This is a genomic window from Chitinophaga ginsengisegetis (assembly GCF_900168065.1).
GTDB lineage: Bacteria > Bacteroidota > Bacteroidia > Chitinophagales > Chitinophagaceae > Chitinophaga > Chitinophaga ginsengisegetis.
The window spans coordinates 2,849,015-2,867,477 of record NZ_FUZZ01000001.1 but is presented as its reverse complement, the minus strand read 5'-3'; the positions used below and the strand labels follow the sequence as shown (position 1 = coordinate 2,867,477).

Below are 18,463 nucleotides of genomic sequence, written 5' to 3'. Positions count from 1 at the left end.
TTATCCGCAATTCCGGTGTGTAATTAGTAATTTGTTTGTAATTCTTAATATTCGCCTTAATTTTGCGACTTCTTTTAAAGCAACAAACCTCCGATATTTAATTAAATCATTATGGTAGACGTTTTGTTAGGCCTGCAATGGGGCGACGAAGGCAAGGGTAAGATTGTGGACTATTTTGCCGGCAGGTACGACGTGATTGCCCGTTTCCAGGGTGGACCAAACGCTGGTCACACTTTGTATGTAAACGGTCAGAAAGTAGTATTGCGCACCATTCCATCCGGTGTATTTCATGATAAGACCATCAACCTGATCGGTAACGGCGTGGTGCTGGATCCTGTAGCTTTCAAAAAAGAAAGTGAAGATATTTCAGCCCTGGGAGTAGATCTGACAAAAAATCTGTTTATTGCTGAAAAAACCCATATCATTGTTCCTACACACCGCGCGCTGGACAAAGCGTCTGAAATAGCGAAAGGAAATGATAAAATAGGCTCTACTTTAAAAGGTATCGGCCCTGCCTACATGGATAAAACCGGCAGAAATGGTTTGCGCGTAGGTGATGTTTTATCTCCCGATTTTAAAACACTGTACGAAAAACTGAAGCAGAAACACCTGCAGCTGTTGTGTCAGTATGATATAAATGAATTTTCAGAAGATATTGCCAACTGGGAAGCTGAGTTCTTCGAAGCCATTCCTTTCCTGCAGAAAATGAACGTGGTAAGCGGCGAATATTTCCTGAATGAGAAACTGAAAGCCGGTAAAAAAGTATTGGCTGAAGGCGCCCAGGGAAGTATGCTGGACGTGGATTTTGGTACTTATCCTTTTGTTACTTCTTCCAACACTATCTCTGCCGGCGTATGTACCGGTTTAGGTATTGCCCCGCAGTGGATCAAAGAAGTGATTGGTGTTACCAAAGCCTATTGCACCCGCGTTGGTAGCGGTCCTTTCCCTACCGAGCTGCATGATGCAACTGGTGAAAAGCTGCGTTCCGCAGGTCACGAATTTGGTGCGGTAACCGGCCGTCCACGCCGTTGCGGCTGGATCGACCTGGTGGCACTGAATTATACCTGCATGCTGAGCGGCGTTACCCAACTGGTAATGACAAAAAGCGACGTACTCGACGAATTCGACGAAGTACTCGCCTGCACCGCCTACGAAATTGACGGAAAACAAACAAAGCAATTGCCCTTCCAGATTAACGGTCTGGACATTAAACCTGTCTGGGAAACATTTAAAGGATGGAGTGATAAAACTTCTACTTGTCAGCAGTTCAACGAGTTACCGGCGGAGATGAAAGCATTTGTTACAGCAGTAGACTCGTATCTGGGTGTTCCCGTGAAATACGTTTCCAACGGACCCGGACGCGATCAGATCCTTGAAAAGTAGAACCAAAAAGTAAGGAAAAAAAACAGCAAAAAAAATTTGGCGAATAAAAAAAACTATTAAAACTTTACGGCAAAGAAATAAGGTAACCTATTATGAAATCAAAATCTGATAAAGAGAAAGAGACCAAAAAAACTACTTCTCCTAAGACTGCAAAAGAAGCTCCCAAAGCTGCGGCCAAGCCTAAGAAAGAGGTGGATGATGATGATGAGGAAGATGATGATGAAGATGTGAAACCTTCCAAATCTGCCTCAAAGAAATCAGATAAGTCTGCATCCAAATCAAAACGTAAAGATGATGATGAGGATGAAGACGACGCAGATGAGGAAGATGATGTGGATGATGCGTGGGAAAAAGGAGAAGATGATGATTATGATCCTGATTTTGAAGAATTTGACATGCCTAAGTCAAAAGGTAAACGCGGCCGTCCCAGCACTGGCAGCAAAAAAGCCGATGATGACGACGACCTGGGTATCGATGATGAATTCAAAGACATGGATCTGTTCAACGATCGTTTTGATGATGACGATGATGATTTTTAAGCACTAAAACACGATTGTTATCAGGATATTCCACACTTTTCCGGTTGATAATCAGAAAATATTTAAGCAACGAATGTTGGATTGGGGAAACCAGTTCAACATTTGTTGTTTTTTAGACAATAATAATTATGATTCTCCCTGGCATCAGTATGAAGCCATACTCGCTGCAGATGCGCTGCATACCCTCGAAGTAAACGCCGGAAACGCTTTCCCCGCCTTACAGCAATTTCATCAAACACACGGCGGCTGGCTCTTTGGCCACCTCGCCTACGATCTGAAAAATGAAACGGTACCAGGTATTCAATCACAACACCACGATGGTATCGGTTTCCCGGATATGCACTTCTTTGTGCCCCGCGTAATCATACAACTGCAAAAGGAACAGGTACATATCGGCGGAGAAGCCTTCAGCAAAGAAGAGGCGCAGGAAATCCTGGCAGCTGTTTTGCAGATGCCCGCGGATACTACGCCCGTGGTTACTTCCCCGGTGCAACCATTGCAAAGCCGCCTGGATCATCAACGCTATATTGCCGCAGTGAAAAGCCTGCAACAGCACATCCTGCAGGGCGACTGCTATGAAGTGAATTTCTGCCGCGAAAACTTCATGGAAAATATCAGCATACATCCACCGGCTTTATTTACCCGGTTAAATGCCTTGTCGCCATCGCCTTTTGCGGCCTATTACCGCCTGCATCACCGTTACCTCGCCTGCTCCAGCCCGGAACGCTTTGTACAAAAGAAAGGCAATACCGTTATCTCCCAGCCGATAAAAGGTACCAGCCGCAAAGATGCCAATCCGGAAACAGACCGGCAATTGCAACAAGAACTGCTGAACAGCGCCAAAGAACGCGCGGAAAATGTAATGGTGGTAGATCTTGTACGTAACGATTTATCCCACACGGCATTGCAGGGTACGGTGGAAGTAACGGAGCTTTTTGGTATCTATTCCTTTGCGCATGTGCACCACATGATCTCTACTGTTTCTGCACAGCTGTCTCCTGAAACACCCTTCACGGAAGTATTGCGTAATGCCTTCCCGATGGGGTCTATGACGGGGGCGCCAAAAATAAGGGTGATGCAACTCATTGAGCAATATGAGCAAACCCGCCGCGGACTTTACTCCGGAGCCGTTGGGTATATTACGCCGGCAGGTGATTTCGACTTTAATGTAGTAATCCGCAGCATGCTGTACAACGCAGAAAACCGCTACCTCTCTTTCCAGACCGGATCAGCCATCACTTTTTACAGTGATCCCGAAAAAGAATGGGAAGAGTGCCTGCTGAAAGCCGCTGCTATGGAGAAAACCGTTATCGGCTAAACAGCTGCTCCATCGCCTCGTTAATGGTAGGATAAGAATACTGGAAACCGGTTTGTTGTATTTTGTCGGCAGAAGCCTTTACACTTTTCAATACTTCCACACTCATTTCCCCCAATGCCAGTTTCAGGGCAAAAGTAGGTACATAGGTAGTCATAAAGCTGCCGCCTTTTGCCTGCCGGGCCATGCTCAGTATCAGTTCACGGTTGGTAACAGGGGTGGGGGCCACGGCATTGTAGATGCCTTCCAGCTTGTCGTTCACAATGGCATTGAAGTACAGGCGTACAATATCATGAATATGTATCCAGGGAACAAACTGTTCGCCTGATCCGAGCACTGTGGCAAATCCAAACCGCAGCGGTTTGTAGAATTCCTTTAAAGCGCCGCCATCCGGACTTAATACAATCCCGGTCCGGAAAATCACCAGCTTTTTGCCAAGCGTCGTTACTTTGGAAATGCTTTGTTCCCAGGCGAGGGTAGTGGTACCCAGGAAGTCGGTGGCCGGGGGATCCGTTTCGGTGAATACATGGTCTGTAAACTCGCCGTAGTACCCCGTTGCCGAAGCGCTGATCACCTTCTTTACTTTATTGGGGAAGTTTTTCAGGGTGGTGAAAATTAAATCACTGCTTTTGGTGCGACTATCAATAATCTCCTGTTTACGTGCAGCAGTCCAGCGTTTCTCGCCCACATTGGCGCCCGCCAGGTGCACTATATAGTCCGCCTGTTGAACGGCTTCTTTATCTATGGTTTGCGTTTCCACGTTCCAGTGGGCGTATGTTACATCCTTAATGCTGCGCTTATCGGGGCGTCTGCTGAGGATAATCACCTTGTAGCCGCGCTCCAGCAGCAGCCGGGTTAATGCCGTCCCTATGAGTCCTGTTCCACCGGTTATAATAACGGTCTCCATTCAATAATAGCTGCTTTTTTAAAATAATTTATTAAAAATACACAATAAATCGGGCCTTTTGGAATTTATGTAAAAGCAGGGCTTACCAGCTTTAAATTGACAACTTAATTTCTGAATTTTAATGTAAGTTTGAAAATGGCACATACAAATGGGCCATCTGCATTATCACAAAAATATCTGAAATCTATATTACCGCATGCATACGCTATACCGCCTACAGTTATTATTGTTGCTGCTTTTCGCCGGCACAGCAGCAATGGCACAGAAAATAACCTATTCTGAACCGGAGAAAGATGATTATAAAAGCACCGAGTTTGAAATCATTGGTAAGGTAGCAGGGAATATACTGGTGTATAAAACAGACCGCGGCGACTTTGTAGTGTCTGTATATGATAATGCGATGCAGCTGAAAGAAAGGGTTAAACTGGACTTCCTGCCCCGTAAAGTGATCAGCATGGACTTTGTGGCCTATCCTGATAAGGTGCTGATGATTTACCAGTTCCAGCGCAAGGATGCGGTGTACAGCTTCTGCGCCACCATGTCGCCGGAAGCTAAGTTTGCAGATGCGCCCATCCTGATCGATTCCACCCGCATCGGTATCTATTCTAAAGAGAACAAAGTATATTCTGTTGAGGTATCGGAAGATAAGAACCGCATCATGGTGTATAAGATCAACCAGGATAACGAAAACAACAACGTATTTTATACCTTCCTGTACGACAGTGCCATGAGCCTGGTGAATAACAGCCGCCTGTCCATGCCCATGCAGAAGAAGCAGTTCCTCAGCAACTTTAACCTCACCAATACCGGCGATCTGATCTTTAATAAACTGGAACGCACCTCCAACCGCGACTATGTGGTGAGCGGCAGCATGGTAGTGAAACGTTCACTGGTAGACAGCTTTGAAACTTCCACAATGGCTTTCAAAGCACAATTGCTGGATGAGGTAAAGATGAAACTTGATAACAATAAGCAAACGGCCCTGGTCACTGCTTTTTATTATAAACAGAAAAGAGGAAATGTAGAAGGATTATATCTGTATAAATACGACTACGCCAATCATAAAACGGTGTATGAGAAATCACAGGTATTCCCCGATGACCTGAAAGTGAATGCCCGTGGCGAATCGAGCACCAGCGCGGCCTTTAACGATTACTTCATCCGTAAGGTGATTAATACCAGCAATGGCGGATTCCTGCTCACTGCAGAATCTTTCTCCACTTCTTCCCGCTACCAGCCCTGGAACCGGTGGAATTACATGTATGGCAGCCCTTACGGTGGTATGTATGCCCCTTACTACTATTCCCCTTATTCTTCCATGTACTACAATCCTTACTACTGGAACAATTCACAGGGATTACGTTATCATTATGATAATGTAGCGGTATTGTCGTTCGACGATGAGGGAAACATGCAGTGGAATAACTTTGTACATAAGAGCCAGTATGATGATAACGCCGACCTGTACCTGTCTTACCTGATGGTAAATGTGGGCAGCGAATTACGTTTTCTGTATAATGAACTGGACAGAAGAAATTATATGTTAACAGATGTAAGTCTGGCCCCGGGAGGTAAAGTGAACCGCATGCCTACGCTGCGTAACCTGGATAAGGGTTTCACCTGGATGCCCCGGTATGGCAAACAAATCAGTGGCCGCACCGTGGTGATACCATGTATTTACAGGAATTATATTTGCTTTGCTAAAATTGACTTTTAATCACACCTTTGCACTGTGATAAAATTTTTTCGCTCAGGCAATCCGCTAACGGTATTGCTGTTGTTAATATACACGCTGGTTGTTAAGTTTTACTATCTGATCCATCCATCAACCTACATGGCAGACGGATCGGAAGGGCTTTTGTATCACCTGCTGGTGAAATGGATGCAGACATTTACCGGCGGCAGTCCGTTGGTATTTACATCAATGGCCGTGTTACTGCTGTTTTTGCAATCATTGCTTTTCACCCGTATCATTAATCACCACCGGTTATTTCCACGGCCTACTTACCTGCCGGCCATGTGTTACCTGCTGTTTACCTCCATGCTGCAAAGCTGGAACGTATTTTCGCCGGCACTCATCGTGAACCTCATTATGCTATGGGTATTTACCAGTATAACGGAGCTGTATACACGTACTTCCGCCCGTGATGTGGTATTTAATATCGGGTTTGCCCTGGGAATAAGCGGACTCTTTTACTTCCCCTCTGTTATATTTTGTTCTTTGCTGCTGTCCAGTATGCTCATTATGCGTGCTTTCCGGCTGGCGGAGTGGATCATTGCCCTGCTGGGCCTGATCTGTCCATTATACCTGATGGGTACCTACCTGTTCCTCACCGGTCAGATGACCCTGCTCTGGAAGATCCCTAATATGGGGGCCTCCCTGCCCATGATCACTGATTATAAGGTATGGGGAGCCATGATTGCATGTTTGCTCTTTTTTGTGATCGGATGGGTGCTGTTGCAGCGCCCGCTTAAAAAAATGCTGATACAGGGCCGTAAAATATGGGCGGCATTAGTCATATATGTACTGGTAGCCATGATGGTACCGTTCTTTAATGTTCACTTTTCAGCTGCCTACTGGGTACTGGCAGTTTTGCCGATCTCCATGTTTGCCGGTAACGTATTCTGGTCGGTTACCAACGATACTTTTGCCAACATTATCCACTTCATTGCACTGGCATATGTGATTGTTATGCAATATTTCAGCTGATTTCCCCATTTTAAGGGCCTGATTACCAGTAATTTGTTAAATCAGGACAAACGGCAATGGAAAATTGCGAACGGCGAAGTAATTTTGTCCTTTCCCATTAGTTTTGTCATTCGTGAAAATGATGGCAAAAACGTGGGGAAAAACGTTTTTTAAAAGCATTATTTACACATAAACACAAAACATTTTCAGATGAAATTTGGCGTTGTCACCTTTCCCGGTTCTAATTGTGATCATGATATGATTGATTCCCTGCGTAATGACCTGGGACAGGAAGTTATAGAACTGTGGCATAAGGATAAAGACCTGAGCGCATTCAGCACAGAAGATTGTATCGTATTACCGGGCGGTTTTTCCTTTGGCGACTACCTGCGTTGCGGCGCTATTGCGAAGTTTAGTCCGATGATGCAGAGTGTGATTGAATTTGCCAATAAAGGTGGCCGTGTAATCGGTGTTTGCAACGGTTTCCAGGTATTATGCGAAGCCGGTTTGCTGCCGGGCGTATTATTACAGAACCAGCACCAGCAGTTCATCTGCAAAAATGTATACCTGAAAAGCGAAAATACCACTGCATCCCTTACCAAAGATGTAGCCGGCAGACCATTAATGATCCCGATCGCACACGGAGAAGGCCGTTACTATGCCGACGACGCTACCCTGGATGAACTGTTTAAGAACAACCAGGTGTTATTCCGTTACTGCGATGAGTTTGGCAACATTATTGAATCTGCTAACCACAACGGCGCCATCCGTAACATAGCAGGCATCTGTAACAAAGCAAGAAATGTTTTTGGAATGATGCCTCACCCGGAAAGGGCTACCAGCCTGGCCCTGGGTAATACAGACGGGCAGCTGATTTTACAAAGTCTGATCAATAACAACTAGATAGATTAAATCAACCAACCAATTAAAAAGAAAAGCATGAAAAAATTATTAACAGCACTGGCTTTATTTGCCTTGCCTATCCTGGCAAGCGCACAGATAGAGAACCCGGTAAAATGGAGCTTTACAGCGAAGAAGGTGAATGCCACTACCTACGAAGTACACGCTACTGCCACTATCGATGCCGGCTGGCATCTGTACGCACAGGAAGCAGGAGAAGGTCCGGTAGCTACCTCGTTTAAGTTTACTAAAAACCCACTGGCCGCTTCTGTAGGTAAAGTGGAAGAAGTAGGTAAACTGCATAAGTCATTCGACAAAAACTTTAACTCAGAACTGAAATTCTACGAAAACTCTGTAGACTTCGTACAAAAAGTAACGGTAAAAGGTAAAGCCGCTACCAAAGTAAAAGGATCCGTAGAGTACATGGTATGTGACGACCATCAGTGTTTACCACCGAAAGAAGTGGAATTTGCAGTAAGTGTTGGAGGAAAATAAATTGAATCCGGTAACTGATAACAATACTCGCAAAACGAGTTCCTCAAAAGGAACTCGTTTCTTGTTTTCTCAGATTTATATTATTTAAAGCCTATTGACTATATGAAGCATTTGCTTTCATTTCTAATACCTGTCTTTGCCCTGTTCGCACTTCGTGCAAACGCGCAGGACGCAAGCCCGAAGCCTGTTAAATGGCAGTTCTCTGCAGAAAAGAAAAGTGACCAGGAATATGTGCTGCATCTGAAGGGCGCCGTAGAAAAAGGCTGGCAGCTTTTTTCCACCACAATGGGAAACGATGATCCCAATACCAGGGTAGTACTGGATAGCAGCGTAAAAGCCACTATTACAGGTATCACAGAAAATGGTAAACTGGAAAACCGCAAAGAACCTTTATTCGATAATCTCGAGATCAAATATTTTGAGAACGAAGTAGAATTGGTAGCGGCAGTAAAAGCCACCGGACCCGTTTCCAAACTTTCCGGAACCATTACTTACATGGTGCTGAAAGGAGAAGATGCCGTGCCGGAAGAAACTACATTCGAGGTGCCAACAGGAGAGCCTGCGGCCGCGAAAGCAGGCGCTGATACCACTACGGCGGGAGCTGCTGTAAAAGGTGGCGTAGCGGACGATGATGCATCCAACAAATCGTTGTGGTGGATTTTTATCGCCAGCTTTGGTGGTGGATTCATTGCGCTGATTACGCCCTGCGTATTCTCCATGATTCCTATCACAGTAAGCTTCTTCACCAAGCGTAGCCAAACAAGGGCGCAGGGTATCAAGAACGCATTTACCTATTCCCTGTCTATCATCGTTATCTATACGCTGCTGGGCTTCCTGATCACCAAAATATTTGGTGCAAGTGCGCTGAATTCACTGGCCAGTAATGGTATCGCCAACATGATCTTCTTTGTGATCTTCCTGTTGTTCGGGTTCTCGTTCCTGGGCGCTTTTGAAATCAGTTTACCCAGCTCCTGGGCCAATGTGTCCGATTCCAAAGCGGGCATGAGCAGTATGGTGGGTATTTTCTTCATGGCGCTTACCCTGGCTATCGTGTCTTTCTCCTGCACGGGTCCTATTTTAGGGAACCTGCTGGTACTGGCTGCAAAAGGAGGGAACTCCGGTCCGCTGGTAGGGATGTTCGGCTTCTCGCTGGCACTGGCTATACCCTTCTCCTTATTTGCGCTGTTCCCGAGTTTGCTGAATAAGATCGGTAAATCCGGCGGCTGGCTGAATGCGGTGAAGGTGACACTGGGCTTCCTGGAACTGGCGCTGGCGCTGAAGTTCCTGTCTAATGTGGATATGGCTTATCACTGGAATCTGCTGGACCGGGAAATATTCCTCGCCCTGTGGATTGCCATCTTTGCATTGCTCACGCTGTACCTGGTTGGTAAGCTGAAGCTGAGCCACGACAGCGACGTGCCTTTCCTCACGGTAACCCGTCTCTGTTTTGCCATTGCGGCGTTTACATTCACGGTGTACATGGTGCCTGGTATGTGGGGCGCCCCGCTGAAAGGAATCAGCGGATTCCTGCCGCATGAAGGCTCCCAGGATTTTAATCTTAATAAATCACTGGTAAATATTCAGGCAGCGCTGGAAAGCGGCGAAGGCGGCGGTGCCGGTGGTGGCAACAATGCCAATACCGTAAAGCCTAAAAAGCTGGTAGATGTGCTGCATTCTGAAATCCCCGGTGTGGAACACGTTTTCTTTGATTATGAAGAAGCGCTGGCCGCAGCTAAAGTGGCTAACAAGCCACTGATGATCGACTTTACCGGACATACGTGCGTAAACTGCCGTAAGTTTGAAAAGTCTGTATTGTCCAACCCGGCGGTGATGAAGATCCTGCGCAACGATTTTATCGTGGCCTCTTTATACACCGATGAAAAGACCAAACTTTCCGATGAGGAAAGATATGAGTCTAAAACTTCCGGGTTGAATGTAAAGGATGTTGGGTTGAAGAACCAGGATATCCAGATCACCAAGTTTAACCGTAACTCACAGCCATACTACATTCCGGTAGACCTGGAAGGTAACGCGCTGCTGAACATTGGTTATGGCTATGATCCGAAAGAAAATGTAGACGCCTTCGTAAAATATCTTGAAGATGCAAAAGCGGAGTTTGCAAAACGTCACGCGAAATAAGTAAGTTGTTATAAAACGAAGAAGGCCGTTTGTATCGTACAAACGGCCTTCTTTTTTTTATAACTTATATCAGAATGCGTAGCTGATTAACTCGGCGCCGCTGATCTTCTCCTGTTGGCCGGTGGCAAGGTTTTTCACGCTCACCAGGTTGTCCTGCAGTTCAGATTCCCCGAGGATGATCACATAAGGAATTGCTCTTTTATCTGCATACTTCATTTGTTTATCCATCTTGGCCGGTTCATGGAATAATTCCGCGGCAACGCCCAGCTGGCGTAACTGCATCATATAGCTGAAAGCTGCGCGGGAACTGGCTTCTCCGAGGTTCAGGAATAATACTTTGGTAGATTGCTGTGCTGTTTGCGGGAATAGTTTCAATTCTTCCAGCACGTCATAAATACGGTCAACACCAAAGGAAATTCCTACGCCGGAAATGCCTGGCAAGCCAAAGAGGCCGGTGAGGTCATCATATCTGCCGCCGCCGCCGATGCTGCCCATTTTCACGGTAGCAGGGGCTTTTACTTCCACGATCATACCGGTGTAGTAGTTAAGTCCGCGTGCAAGCGTTACATCAATGATGGGAGTGGTATGGAAGGTAGCATAGCCGGAGTTGAGCACAAACGACAATTCTTCAATGCCTTTTAACGCGGTGGAAGAAGATTGCAGGAGTTCTTTCAGCTGCGCCAGTTTTTCTTCGCTGCTTCCGTCAATAGCCAGGAACTTTTCGATGGTATCAATATCAGCACCGGTTAAGCCACGTTCCTGTAATTCTTTTCTTACGCCGTCTGCACCAATTTTGTCAAGTTTATCTATTGAGATGGTAATATCGGTGAGTAATTCGGTTTTACCGATCACTTCAGCGAGGCCGAATAATATTTTACGGTTATTGATGCGCAGTTCATAGCCCTGCAGGCCTAGTTTGGTTAGCACGGTATCATATATCAGCAGTAATTCTACTTCATTAAGTAAGGAATTGCTGCCTACCACATCGGCATCGCATTGGTAGAACTCGCGGTAGCGGCCTTTCTGCGGTCTGTCTGCGCGCCATACGGGTTGCATCTGGAAGCGTTTGAAGGGAAGTGCCAGTTCATGCTGGTTCATTACCACGTAGCGTGCGAATGGAATGGTCAGGTCGTAACGCAGTGCTTTTTCAGTAATGGCGGAAACGAGTTCTTTATTGTCTTTAGCCTGATGGGCTTCATTATAGATCTCTCCGTTGTTCAGTACTTTGAACATCAGTTTATCTCCTTCCTCTCCGTACTTCCCGGTGAGGGTGGATAAATTCTCCATCGCGGGTGTTTCCAGCGGCTGGAAACCGAATACCTCAAAGGTTTCGCGGATGGTCTGGAATATATAATTACGTTTTCTCACTACCACCGGGCCAAAATCACGGGTGCCTTTAGGAATACCGGGCTTTATCATCTCTAAAAAATATTAAAAGTTTTATGGTTGCTGGTCTGCGATGTTTTCGCACGCCTCATAGATCATTTTATAAACAGGTGCAAACAGGGCGTCATCAAACCAGGGGTCTGGTACATCCTGCTGATCCGGCAGGAGGAAGGCTACTTTTGCTTTATCCGAGTCGTTACGGGCTTTGCGTAACACATCGGCATAATTATTCCTGTCCATAACATAGATGCGGTCAAAGGTATCAAAATCGGCGGTCTGGAACTGTCTGCCCCGTAATCCGGTGATATCCACACCGTTTTTCCGGGCTTCCTTTATGGAGCGGTGATCCGGTGAGTGGCCTACGTGCCAGTTGCCGGTTCCGGCAGAATCAATTTCCCAGTCCAGTCCCCTTGTTGCTGCCAGGTGTCGCATAATCCCTTCTGCAAGGGGGGAGCGGCAAATATTACCCAGGCAAACCATCAATATCTTCATGCGGATGAATATTTGAATATCAGGCCGCAAACCTACAAGATATTATGGAAATGTGCGTGTATTTGCATCTTTTAACGGGAATAAGAAGAAAAAAGAGCGGATTTTTGACTTATAAAGAAGTATTTGCTGCAAATTGTAATAAGCAGTAAATGATCATATTTTAAATCAAAAAATAACAACATGTTGAAAAAATGCCTCAAATTGCGGCTGGACAAGCAAAAGAGTGCGGTTTTAAGTCAGTTTTTTAACATTCCTCTAAAATTCTCTATACCCGATTAAAAAATTATTTTTTGTATAATTGTAATTCGCAACATGGAAACACACGAAGAACAAACAAGCAGACGGCAGGAAAACAGGTATCGGCCAATGGGTGAGCTGATCAGGGGAATATTCTTTATCCTTTTTGGTTTGTTCGCAATTTTTGCGGAGAGACTGGGATTCGGGGAATTCAGAATATCGCCGCAGATGATGAGTATTGTTGGTGCGGTTTTAATAGTCTACGGCCTCTTTAGGGTTTATAACGGAGTGAGAAAACTTTTTTTTAACAGGAACTAAAGAGGTGTGATATGTTTTTCAGTTTAGAAAGAATGAATGCTGTATATTTAACAGCTATTACATTGATGATGGCCGCTTGCGGGCAGAATCCAAATGCGAAAAAATTAGATACAGCTACAGAAGGCACCATCCATATAAGTGTGGATGAGACATATAAGCCGCTGATAGATTCGGAAATAAAGGTTTTTCAATCGCTGTATCCAAAAGCACATATCATCCCTACCTATAAACCGGAGGCTGATTGCTTTAAAGATCTTTTAAATGATAGTGCCCGTTTGGTAATCGTTACCCGCGATTTCAACCAGCAGGAACGCGATTACTTCAAGCAAATCAAAATTACGCCTAACAGCCTTTTACTTGCCTGGGACGCTCTTGCGCTGGTGGTAAATAAAGATAATCCTGATTCTGTACTGAATATGGAACAGGTACGGGGGATCATGGATGGCACCAATAAAGACAGGAAGTGGCAACTGGTGTTTGATAATGCCAACTCAAGCACCGTGCGGTACATCATGGATTCCATCAATAAGGGAAAACCTCTGCCAACAAATACAATGGCTGCGAAAACAAACCCGGAGGTGGTGGACTACGTGACAAAAAACAAAGACGCGATTGGTGTTATAGGTGTTAGCTGGATCTCTGATCCAAACGATTCATTGTCTATGGCTTTTACACGTGAAGTATCTGTAGTAAGACTAAGAGCAGACAATGGTTCGGAATTTGTTAAGCCATACCAGGCCTATATTGGTATTGGCACCTATCCGTTAAAACGCGGCTTCTTCTATTGCCTGAAAGAACCATATCATGGACTTGGCAGTGGATTTGCAACCTTTCTCGGTAGTTATGAGGGACAGCTGGTTATGAAGCAGTTCCGTTTATTCCCGGCGAGATTGAATGTAGTATTCAGGGAAGCCAACCTTAAGTAGTAGAAAAACACAACTAAAACTAAAAAACCAGATTGCATGAACAAACGGAAAAGTTTAATCGTAGCATTGCTTTGCGCCGCCTCAAGCGGTGTGATGGCCCAATCTGTGGAGGACGGACTTAAAGACCTGTATTATGGTAAGTACCTGTCTGCCAAGCAGAATTTAGAGAAAGTGATCGCAGCAAAGCCTACGGAAGACAAAGCGTATTATTACCTCGGTATAGCCCAACTCGGAATGGATGATGCTGCAGGTGCTGCTGCTACCTTCCAGAAAGGCTTACAGGCAGTACCCACATCTGCTTTACTGCAGGCTGGTATGGGCCGTATTGATCTGATCAATGGTAACGCCGCTGCCGCTAAACAGAAATTTGATGCCGCCAGCGCTGCCACACAGGGCCGCGATGGGGATGTTGCCCGTGCCATTGCCGACGCAAACAGCGAAATCAAAGGTGGCGACCGCGCTTATGCTCTCACCGTAATGGAGAAACTCCTGAACAACGAAGGCCGTAAGAAAAAAGAACAATATACTCCTGTTGCAGCCGATTATATTGAGCTGGGAGATGCTTACCGTTTCCTCGGTGGTGAAAATGGCGGTAAAGCTATCACCACTTATGAAAAAGCACTGGAACTCGATCCTAACAACGCTGAAGCAGTAATGAAACAGGGTTTGGTGAACTATAACGCCAGACTGAAAGCAGAAGCAGTGGCCGACTATACCAAGGCGACCAACATGGATCCTAACTATGGTCCCGCTTTCTACGAACTGTTCAACTTCTATATCACGCCTAAAAAAGATCAGTTATCCTGGGATAACGCCGCTACTTACCTGGAAAAATACATGGCTGTAGCAGATCCGGCAGATAAAACCAAAACACAGTACCTGTCTGCTTACATCTCTTTCTTCAAGAAAGATTATGATAACGCAATCAGCAAAGGTCAGGCTACCCTGCCAGGCGCTAACGAATTCTATCAGAATAAACTGAGCCTGCTCATCGGTGATGCTTACCTGCAGAAAGGTGACTCCCTGAATGCACAAAAAGTAATGGACGGGTATGCAGCAAAAGTTGGCGACGCCAAACTGGACTCTAACGACTACAAATTGTTGAGCACCATTTACATGCGTCTGAAATCCAGCGATTCTGCTACCCAGAACCAGTACAATACCAAAGCACTGGCTTACCTGGAAAAATATGCAGGTTCTATCACTGCTAAAGATCCGGAAACCTTTATCCAGATCGCAGACCAACTGAAAGCAGCTAAGAACTACACTGCAGCTGCGGAATGGTATGAAAAAGCCAATGAATTAACTGCTGCCAACAAAGAACCACTGCAGGCAATTGATCACTTTAACGTAGGTATCAACTACTACTATGGTGCAGTTTCTGTTCAACCTATCGATACCGTGCTGTTGAACAAAGCGGATGCTGCGTTCCAGAAGGTAATCGAAGTAAAACCAGATCTCGGTACTGGTTACTACTGGAGAGGACAGAGTAATTTTGCAAAAGATCAGCAGGCACAGGCTGGCGTTGCTAAGCCTTTCTATGACAAATACATAGAAATGTCTGAAGCTGATCCCGCAAAAAATAAATCTACCTTGATCAGAGCTTATACTTACGAGCTGCTGTACTACTACTTTAAGGAAGATAAAGCCAATGTAAAGGTTTATGCAGATAAACTGTCTGCCCTTGATCCTTCTAACATTACTGTTAAGGAGATCACTGAAAACATGGCTGCCCGTGAAAAAGGGGCTAATAAACCAGCTGCTAAACCAGCTGCAAAGCAAGGTCAGAACAAGAAATAAGCATTAATTGCATATAAAACTAAAAACCTCCTGTACCCGCAGGAGGTTTTTTAGTTTCCGGTTGGTGAAAAAAGATAATATTTTAAATCCTAATAGATTTGATATTTGGTCAACTTACAGTATTTTTGCGCATTCGGACAATGTTTTTATCGGGAAGCTTATGTATACAGAAACTGTATTTTTGTCAGCAACGACTACTCCTTTTAGCTATTTCCCTATAGTACTGCAATTAATTGCTGCTTTAGGTTTCGTTGGGATCACGATGTTAGCTACTCACTTTTTAGGTCCTAAACGCAAAACCAGCGATAAGCTTATTAACTTTGAAAGTGGTATCGAGCAAAAGGGGAATGCCCGGCAGCCGGTGGCCATCAAGTACTTTCTGACCGCTATTCTTTTCGTGTTATTTGATGTGGAAGTAATCTTTTTCTACCCTTATGCGGTTAATTTCAGGGAACTGGGATGGGAAGGCTTTACCGCTGTGCTGATGTTTGTGGGCTTCTTTTTGTGTGGATTTATCTACATCACGAAGAAGGGTGCACTGAAATGGGAAGATTAATTAACTCTTTAAATTAAAACCAATGGCTCGTCCGGTTCAATATAATAACAAGGTGAAGATGGTGGAAATCCCCGAGGGATATTCCGGTGAAGGATTTTATGCCACCTCTTTTGACAAGGTAATAGGTCTGGCGCGTAAAAACTCCATCTGGCCTTTACCATTTGCTACCTCCTGCTGTGGAATCGAATTCATGGCCACAATGGCGGCTACCTACGATATGGCCCGTTTCGGGGCAGAACGTATGGCCTTTACGCCACGCCAGTGCGATTTACTCATGGTAATGGGTACCATTTCCAAAAAAATGGGACCTATTGTGCGCCAGGTATACCTGCAAATGGCAGAACCTCGCTGGGTAATGGCTGTAGGCGCCTGCGCTTCCAGCGGTGGTATATTTGATACTTACTCTGTATTACAGGGGATCGACCAGGTGATTCCGGTAGACGTATATGTGCCGGGATGCCCTCCAAGACCGGAAGGTATCATCGATGGTTTCATGAAAATACAGGCCCTGGTAGGTCAGGAAAGTCTCCGCCGCCGTAACTCCGACAGGTATAGAGAACTGATGGAGTCTTACGGTATTAAGTAAGGAGAGGGGAATGGTTAATTGTAAATCGTAAATTTCAAATTGTTAATGTCTTTAACAAACGAACGCATACAGCAACGCCTGACGGAGAAGTTTGGAGATGTGCTAACCGGCTTTGAAGAGCCGTTTGGGCTGCTAACCCTCACCGCACAGAAAGATTATAACCTGAAAGTAATGCAATTCCTGTTTGATGATGAGGAATTGCGTTTTCGTTTTTTAACGGATATCACCGCAGTGCATTATCCCGACAGGAAAAACGAAGAACTGGCAGTAGTATATCACCTGCATAACCTGCAGGACAACATCAGGCTCCGTCTGAAAGTATTCACACCCGTAGCCAAACCGGACGTGTTTACAGCTACCCAGCTGTACGCATCCGCCAACTGGATGGAACGTGAAACTTACGACTTCTACGGGATCAACTTTGTAGGACATCCTAACCTGATCCGTGTGCTGAATGTGGACGAAATGACCTATTTCCCCATGAGAAAGGAATTTCCGCTGGAAGACTCCATGCGTATCGATAAAGATGATGAGATGTTTGGAAGGGGAGGAAATCTTTAATACAACGAGGTTATGTTAGATCAGAAACAACATATTAAACTGCCGGAAGGCTCTATAGAAAAAGATACGACCACGCTCAACCTGGGTCCTACCCACCCGGCTACACATGGCGTATTTCAGAACATTCTGGAAATCGATGGCGAACGCATTGTGAGCGCTGTTTCTACCGTAGGGTACATCCACCGCGCGTTTGAGAAGATCGCAGAACGCCGTCCCTATTACCAGATTACGCCGCTGACAGACCGTTTGAACTACTGCTCTGCCCCTATTAACAATATGGGCTGGCTACTGACCGTAGAGAAACTCCTGGGCATTGAAACGCCTAAAAGAGTGGATTACCTGCGCGTTATTATCATGGAGCTGGCACGTATTGCAGATCACCTGATCTGTAGCTCTGTAATGGGAGTAGATACCGGCGCATTAACCGGTTTCGTTTACGTGATGACCTACCGTGAACTGATATACGAAATATATGAAGAAATCTGCGGTTCCCGGTTGACCACCAACATTGGTCGTATCGGTGGCTTTGAAAGAAATTTCACGCCCGCAGCTTTCGCAAAAATAGAACGCTTCCTGAATGAATATCCTGCTGTACTGAAAGAATTTGAAACCCTGCTTACCCGTAACCGTATCTTCATGGAACGTACACAGGGCGTAGGTGCTATCACTGCAGAAAGGGCGCTCAGCTACGGTTTCACCGGTCCTAACCTGCGTGCAGCCGGTGTGGATTACGATGTACGCGTGGCTAACCCTTACAGCTCTTACCAGGATTTCGACTTCTCCATACCGGTAGGTACTACCGGCGACAGCTACGACCGTTTCCAGGTACGTAATGCCGAAATGTGGGAAAGTCTCAGCATCATCCGCCAGGCAATGGATAAAGTGAAAAGCCTGCCGGCAGATGTATTCCACGCAGATGTACCTGCTTATTACCTGCCTGAAAAACAGGATGTTTATACAAAAATGGAAGCGCTCATCTATCACTTTAAAATTGTGATGGGAGAAGCAGACATGCTTCCCGGTGAAGTGTACAACGCAGTAGAAGGCGCCAATGGCGAACTTGGTTTTTACCTGATCAGCGATGGTGGCCGTAGTCCTTACAGGCTGCACTTCCGTCGTCCGTGCTTCATTTACTACCAGGCATATGCCGAACTGGTGCAGGGTTCCATGCTGAGCGATGCGATCGTTTGTATGAGTAGCCTGAACCTGATTGCGGGTGAACTGGATGCGTAGT

General features: G+C 45.5%; 18 protein-coding genes. 15 read left to right on the top strand and 3 right to left on the bottom strand.

Going from position 1 to position 18,463, the window contains the following annotated elements; all coding sequences use genetic code 11:
• Positions 1-111 precede the first annotated feature (111 nt).
• The 3 genes from B5Z18_RS11290 to B5Z18_RS11280 all read left to right on the top strand — a co-directional run bounded on the left by B5Z18_RS11290 (position 112) and on the right by B5Z18_RS11280 (position 3,240).
• Positions 112-1,383 carry an adenylosuccinate synthase gene (locus B5Z18_RS11290; protein WP_079469445.1) on the top strand — a complete coding sequence of 424 codons (1,272 nt, stop codon included), beginning with the start codon at positions 112-114 and terminating at the stop codon, positions 1,381-1,383.
• A 92-nt stretch (positions 1,384-1,475) separates the two neighbouring features.
• Positions 1,476-1,922: a hypothetical protein gene (locus B5Z18_RS32490; protein ID WP_079469444.1), complete on the top strand. Its 447-nt coding sequence runs from the start codon at positions 1,476-1,478 to the stop codon at positions 1,920-1,922.
• 73 nt (positions 1,923-1,995) lie between these two features.
• The gene (locus B5Z18_RS11280) at positions 1,996-3,240 is read left to right on the top strand and encodes an anthranilate synthase component I family protein (protein ID WP_079469443.1); all 1,245 of its coding nucleotides are present in this window, start codon (positions 1,996-1,998) and stop codon (positions 3,238-3,240) included.
• Here B5Z18_RS11280 and B5Z18_RS11275 read toward each other — a convergent pair.
• Positions 3,230-4,144 carry a TIGR01777 family oxidoreductase gene (locus tag B5Z18_RS11275; protein ID WP_079469442.1) on the bottom strand — a complete coding sequence of 305 codons (915 nt, stop codon included), beginning with the start codon at positions 4,142-4,144 and terminating at the stop codon, positions 3,230-3,232. The two genes, B5Z18_RS11280 and B5Z18_RS11275, sit on opposite strands and share 11 nt — an antisense overlap.
• Positions 4,145-4,340: 196 nt before the next feature.
• Here B5Z18_RS11275 and B5Z18_RS11270 point away from each other — a divergent pair, with 196 nt between their 5' ends.
• The 5 genes from B5Z18_RS11270 to B5Z18_RS11250 all read left to right on the top strand — a co-directional run bounded on the left by B5Z18_RS11270 (position 4,341) and on the right by B5Z18_RS11250 (position 10,367).
• Positions 4,341-5,861 (top strand): hypothetical protein, encoded by a 1,521-nt coding sequence (locus B5Z18_RS11270; protein ID WP_079469441.1) that lies wholly within the window; start codon positions 4,341-4,343, stop codon positions 5,859-5,861.
• Between the two features lie 15 nt (positions 5,862-5,876).
• Positions 5,877-6,854 (top strand): hypothetical protein, encoded by a 978-nt coding sequence (locus B5Z18_RS11265; RefSeq protein ID WP_147252293.1) that lies wholly within the window; start codon positions 5,877-5,879, stop codon positions 6,852-6,854.
• A gap of 189 nt (positions 6,855-7,043) precedes the next feature.
• Positions 7,044-7,736 (top strand): phosphoribosylformylglycinamidine synthase subunit PurQ, encoded by a 693-nt coding sequence (purQ, locus tag B5Z18_RS11260; RefSeq protein WP_079469439.1) that lies wholly within the window; start codon positions 7,044-7,046, stop codon positions 7,734-7,736.
• A gap of 36 nt (positions 7,737-7,772) precedes the next feature.
• Complete coding sequence (locus B5Z18_RS11255; protein WP_079469438.1) at positions 7,773-8,228, top strand: protein-disulfide reductase DsbD domain-containing protein; 456 nt, start codon at positions 7,773-7,775, stop codon at positions 8,226-8,228.
• 102 nt (positions 8,229-8,330) lie between these two features.
• Positions 8,331-10,367, top strand: coding sequence for a protein-disulfide reductase DsbD family protein (locus B5Z18_RS11250; protein WP_079469437.1), 2,037 nt, complete (start codon positions 8,331-8,333; stop codon positions 10,365-10,367).
• Positions 10,368-10,436: 69 nt separating this feature from the next.
• Here B5Z18_RS11250 and hisS read toward each other — a convergent pair whose 3' ends face one another.
• Both hisS and B5Z18_RS11240 read right to left on the bottom strand, forming a co-directional pair.
• Entirely contained in the window at positions 10,437-11,786 is a 1,350-nt protein-coding gene (gene hisS, locus B5Z18_RS11245; protein ID WP_079469436.1) for a histidine--tRNA ligase, read from the bottom strand.
• Between the two features lie 21 nt (positions 11,787-11,807).
• Complete coding sequence (locus tag B5Z18_RS11240; protein WP_079469435.1) at positions 11,808-12,245, bottom strand: low molecular weight protein-tyrosine-phosphatase; 438 nt, start codon at positions 12,243-12,245, stop codon at positions 11,808-11,810.
• Between the two features lie 312 nt (positions 12,246-12,557).
• Here B5Z18_RS11240 and B5Z18_RS11235 point away from each other — a divergent pair, with 312 nt between their 5' ends.
• The 7 genes from B5Z18_RS11235 (at position 12,558) to B5Z18_RS11205 (ending at position 18,462) form a co-directional block, all read left to right on the top strand.
• The gene (locus B5Z18_RS11235; RefSeq protein WP_079469434.1) at positions 12,558-12,800 is read left to right on the top strand and encodes a hypothetical protein; all 243 of its coding nucleotides are present in this window, start codon (positions 12,558-12,560) and stop codon (positions 12,798-12,800) included.
• An 11-nt stretch (positions 12,801-12,811) separates the two neighbouring features.
• Positions 12,812-13,726 carry a substrate-binding domain-containing protein gene (locus B5Z18_RS11230; protein ID WP_079469433.1) on the top strand — a complete coding sequence of 305 codons (915 nt, stop codon included), beginning with the start codon at positions 12,812-12,814 and terminating at the stop codon, positions 13,724-13,726.
• A gap of 36 nt (positions 13,727-13,762) precedes the next feature.
• A complete protein-coding gene (locus B5Z18_RS11225) occupies positions 13,763-15,526 on the top strand; it encodes a tetratricopeptide repeat protein (RefSeq protein ID WP_079469432.1) in 1,764 nt (587 codons plus the stop codon).
• A 64-nt stretch (positions 15,527-15,590) separates the two neighbouring features.
• Positions 15,591-16,082 (top strand): NADH-quinone oxidoreductase subunit A, encoded by a 492-nt coding sequence (locus tag B5Z18_RS11220; protein ID WP_227024405.1) that lies wholly within the window; start codon positions 15,591-15,593, stop codon positions 16,080-16,082.
• 22 nt (positions 16,083-16,104) lie between these two features.
• Positions 16,105-16,668 (top strand): NADH-quinone oxidoreductase subunit B, encoded by a 564-nt coding sequence (locus B5Z18_RS11215; RefSeq protein WP_079469431.1) that lies wholly within the window; start codon positions 16,105-16,107, stop codon positions 16,666-16,668.
• 45 nt (positions 16,669-16,713) lie between these two features.
• Positions 16,714-17,229 carry an NADH-quinone oxidoreductase subunit C gene (locus tag B5Z18_RS11210; protein WP_079469430.1) on the top strand — a complete coding sequence of 172 codons (516 nt, stop codon included), beginning with the start codon at positions 16,714-16,716 and terminating at the stop codon, positions 17,227-17,229.
• Positions 17,230-17,241: 12 nt separating this feature from the next.
• Positions 17,242-18,462: an NADH-quinone oxidoreductase subunit D gene (locus B5Z18_RS11205; RefSeq protein ID WP_079469429.1), complete on the top strand. Its 1,221-nt coding sequence runs from the start codon at positions 17,242-17,244 to the stop codon at positions 18,460-18,462.
• Position 18,463: the final 1 nt, after the last annotated feature.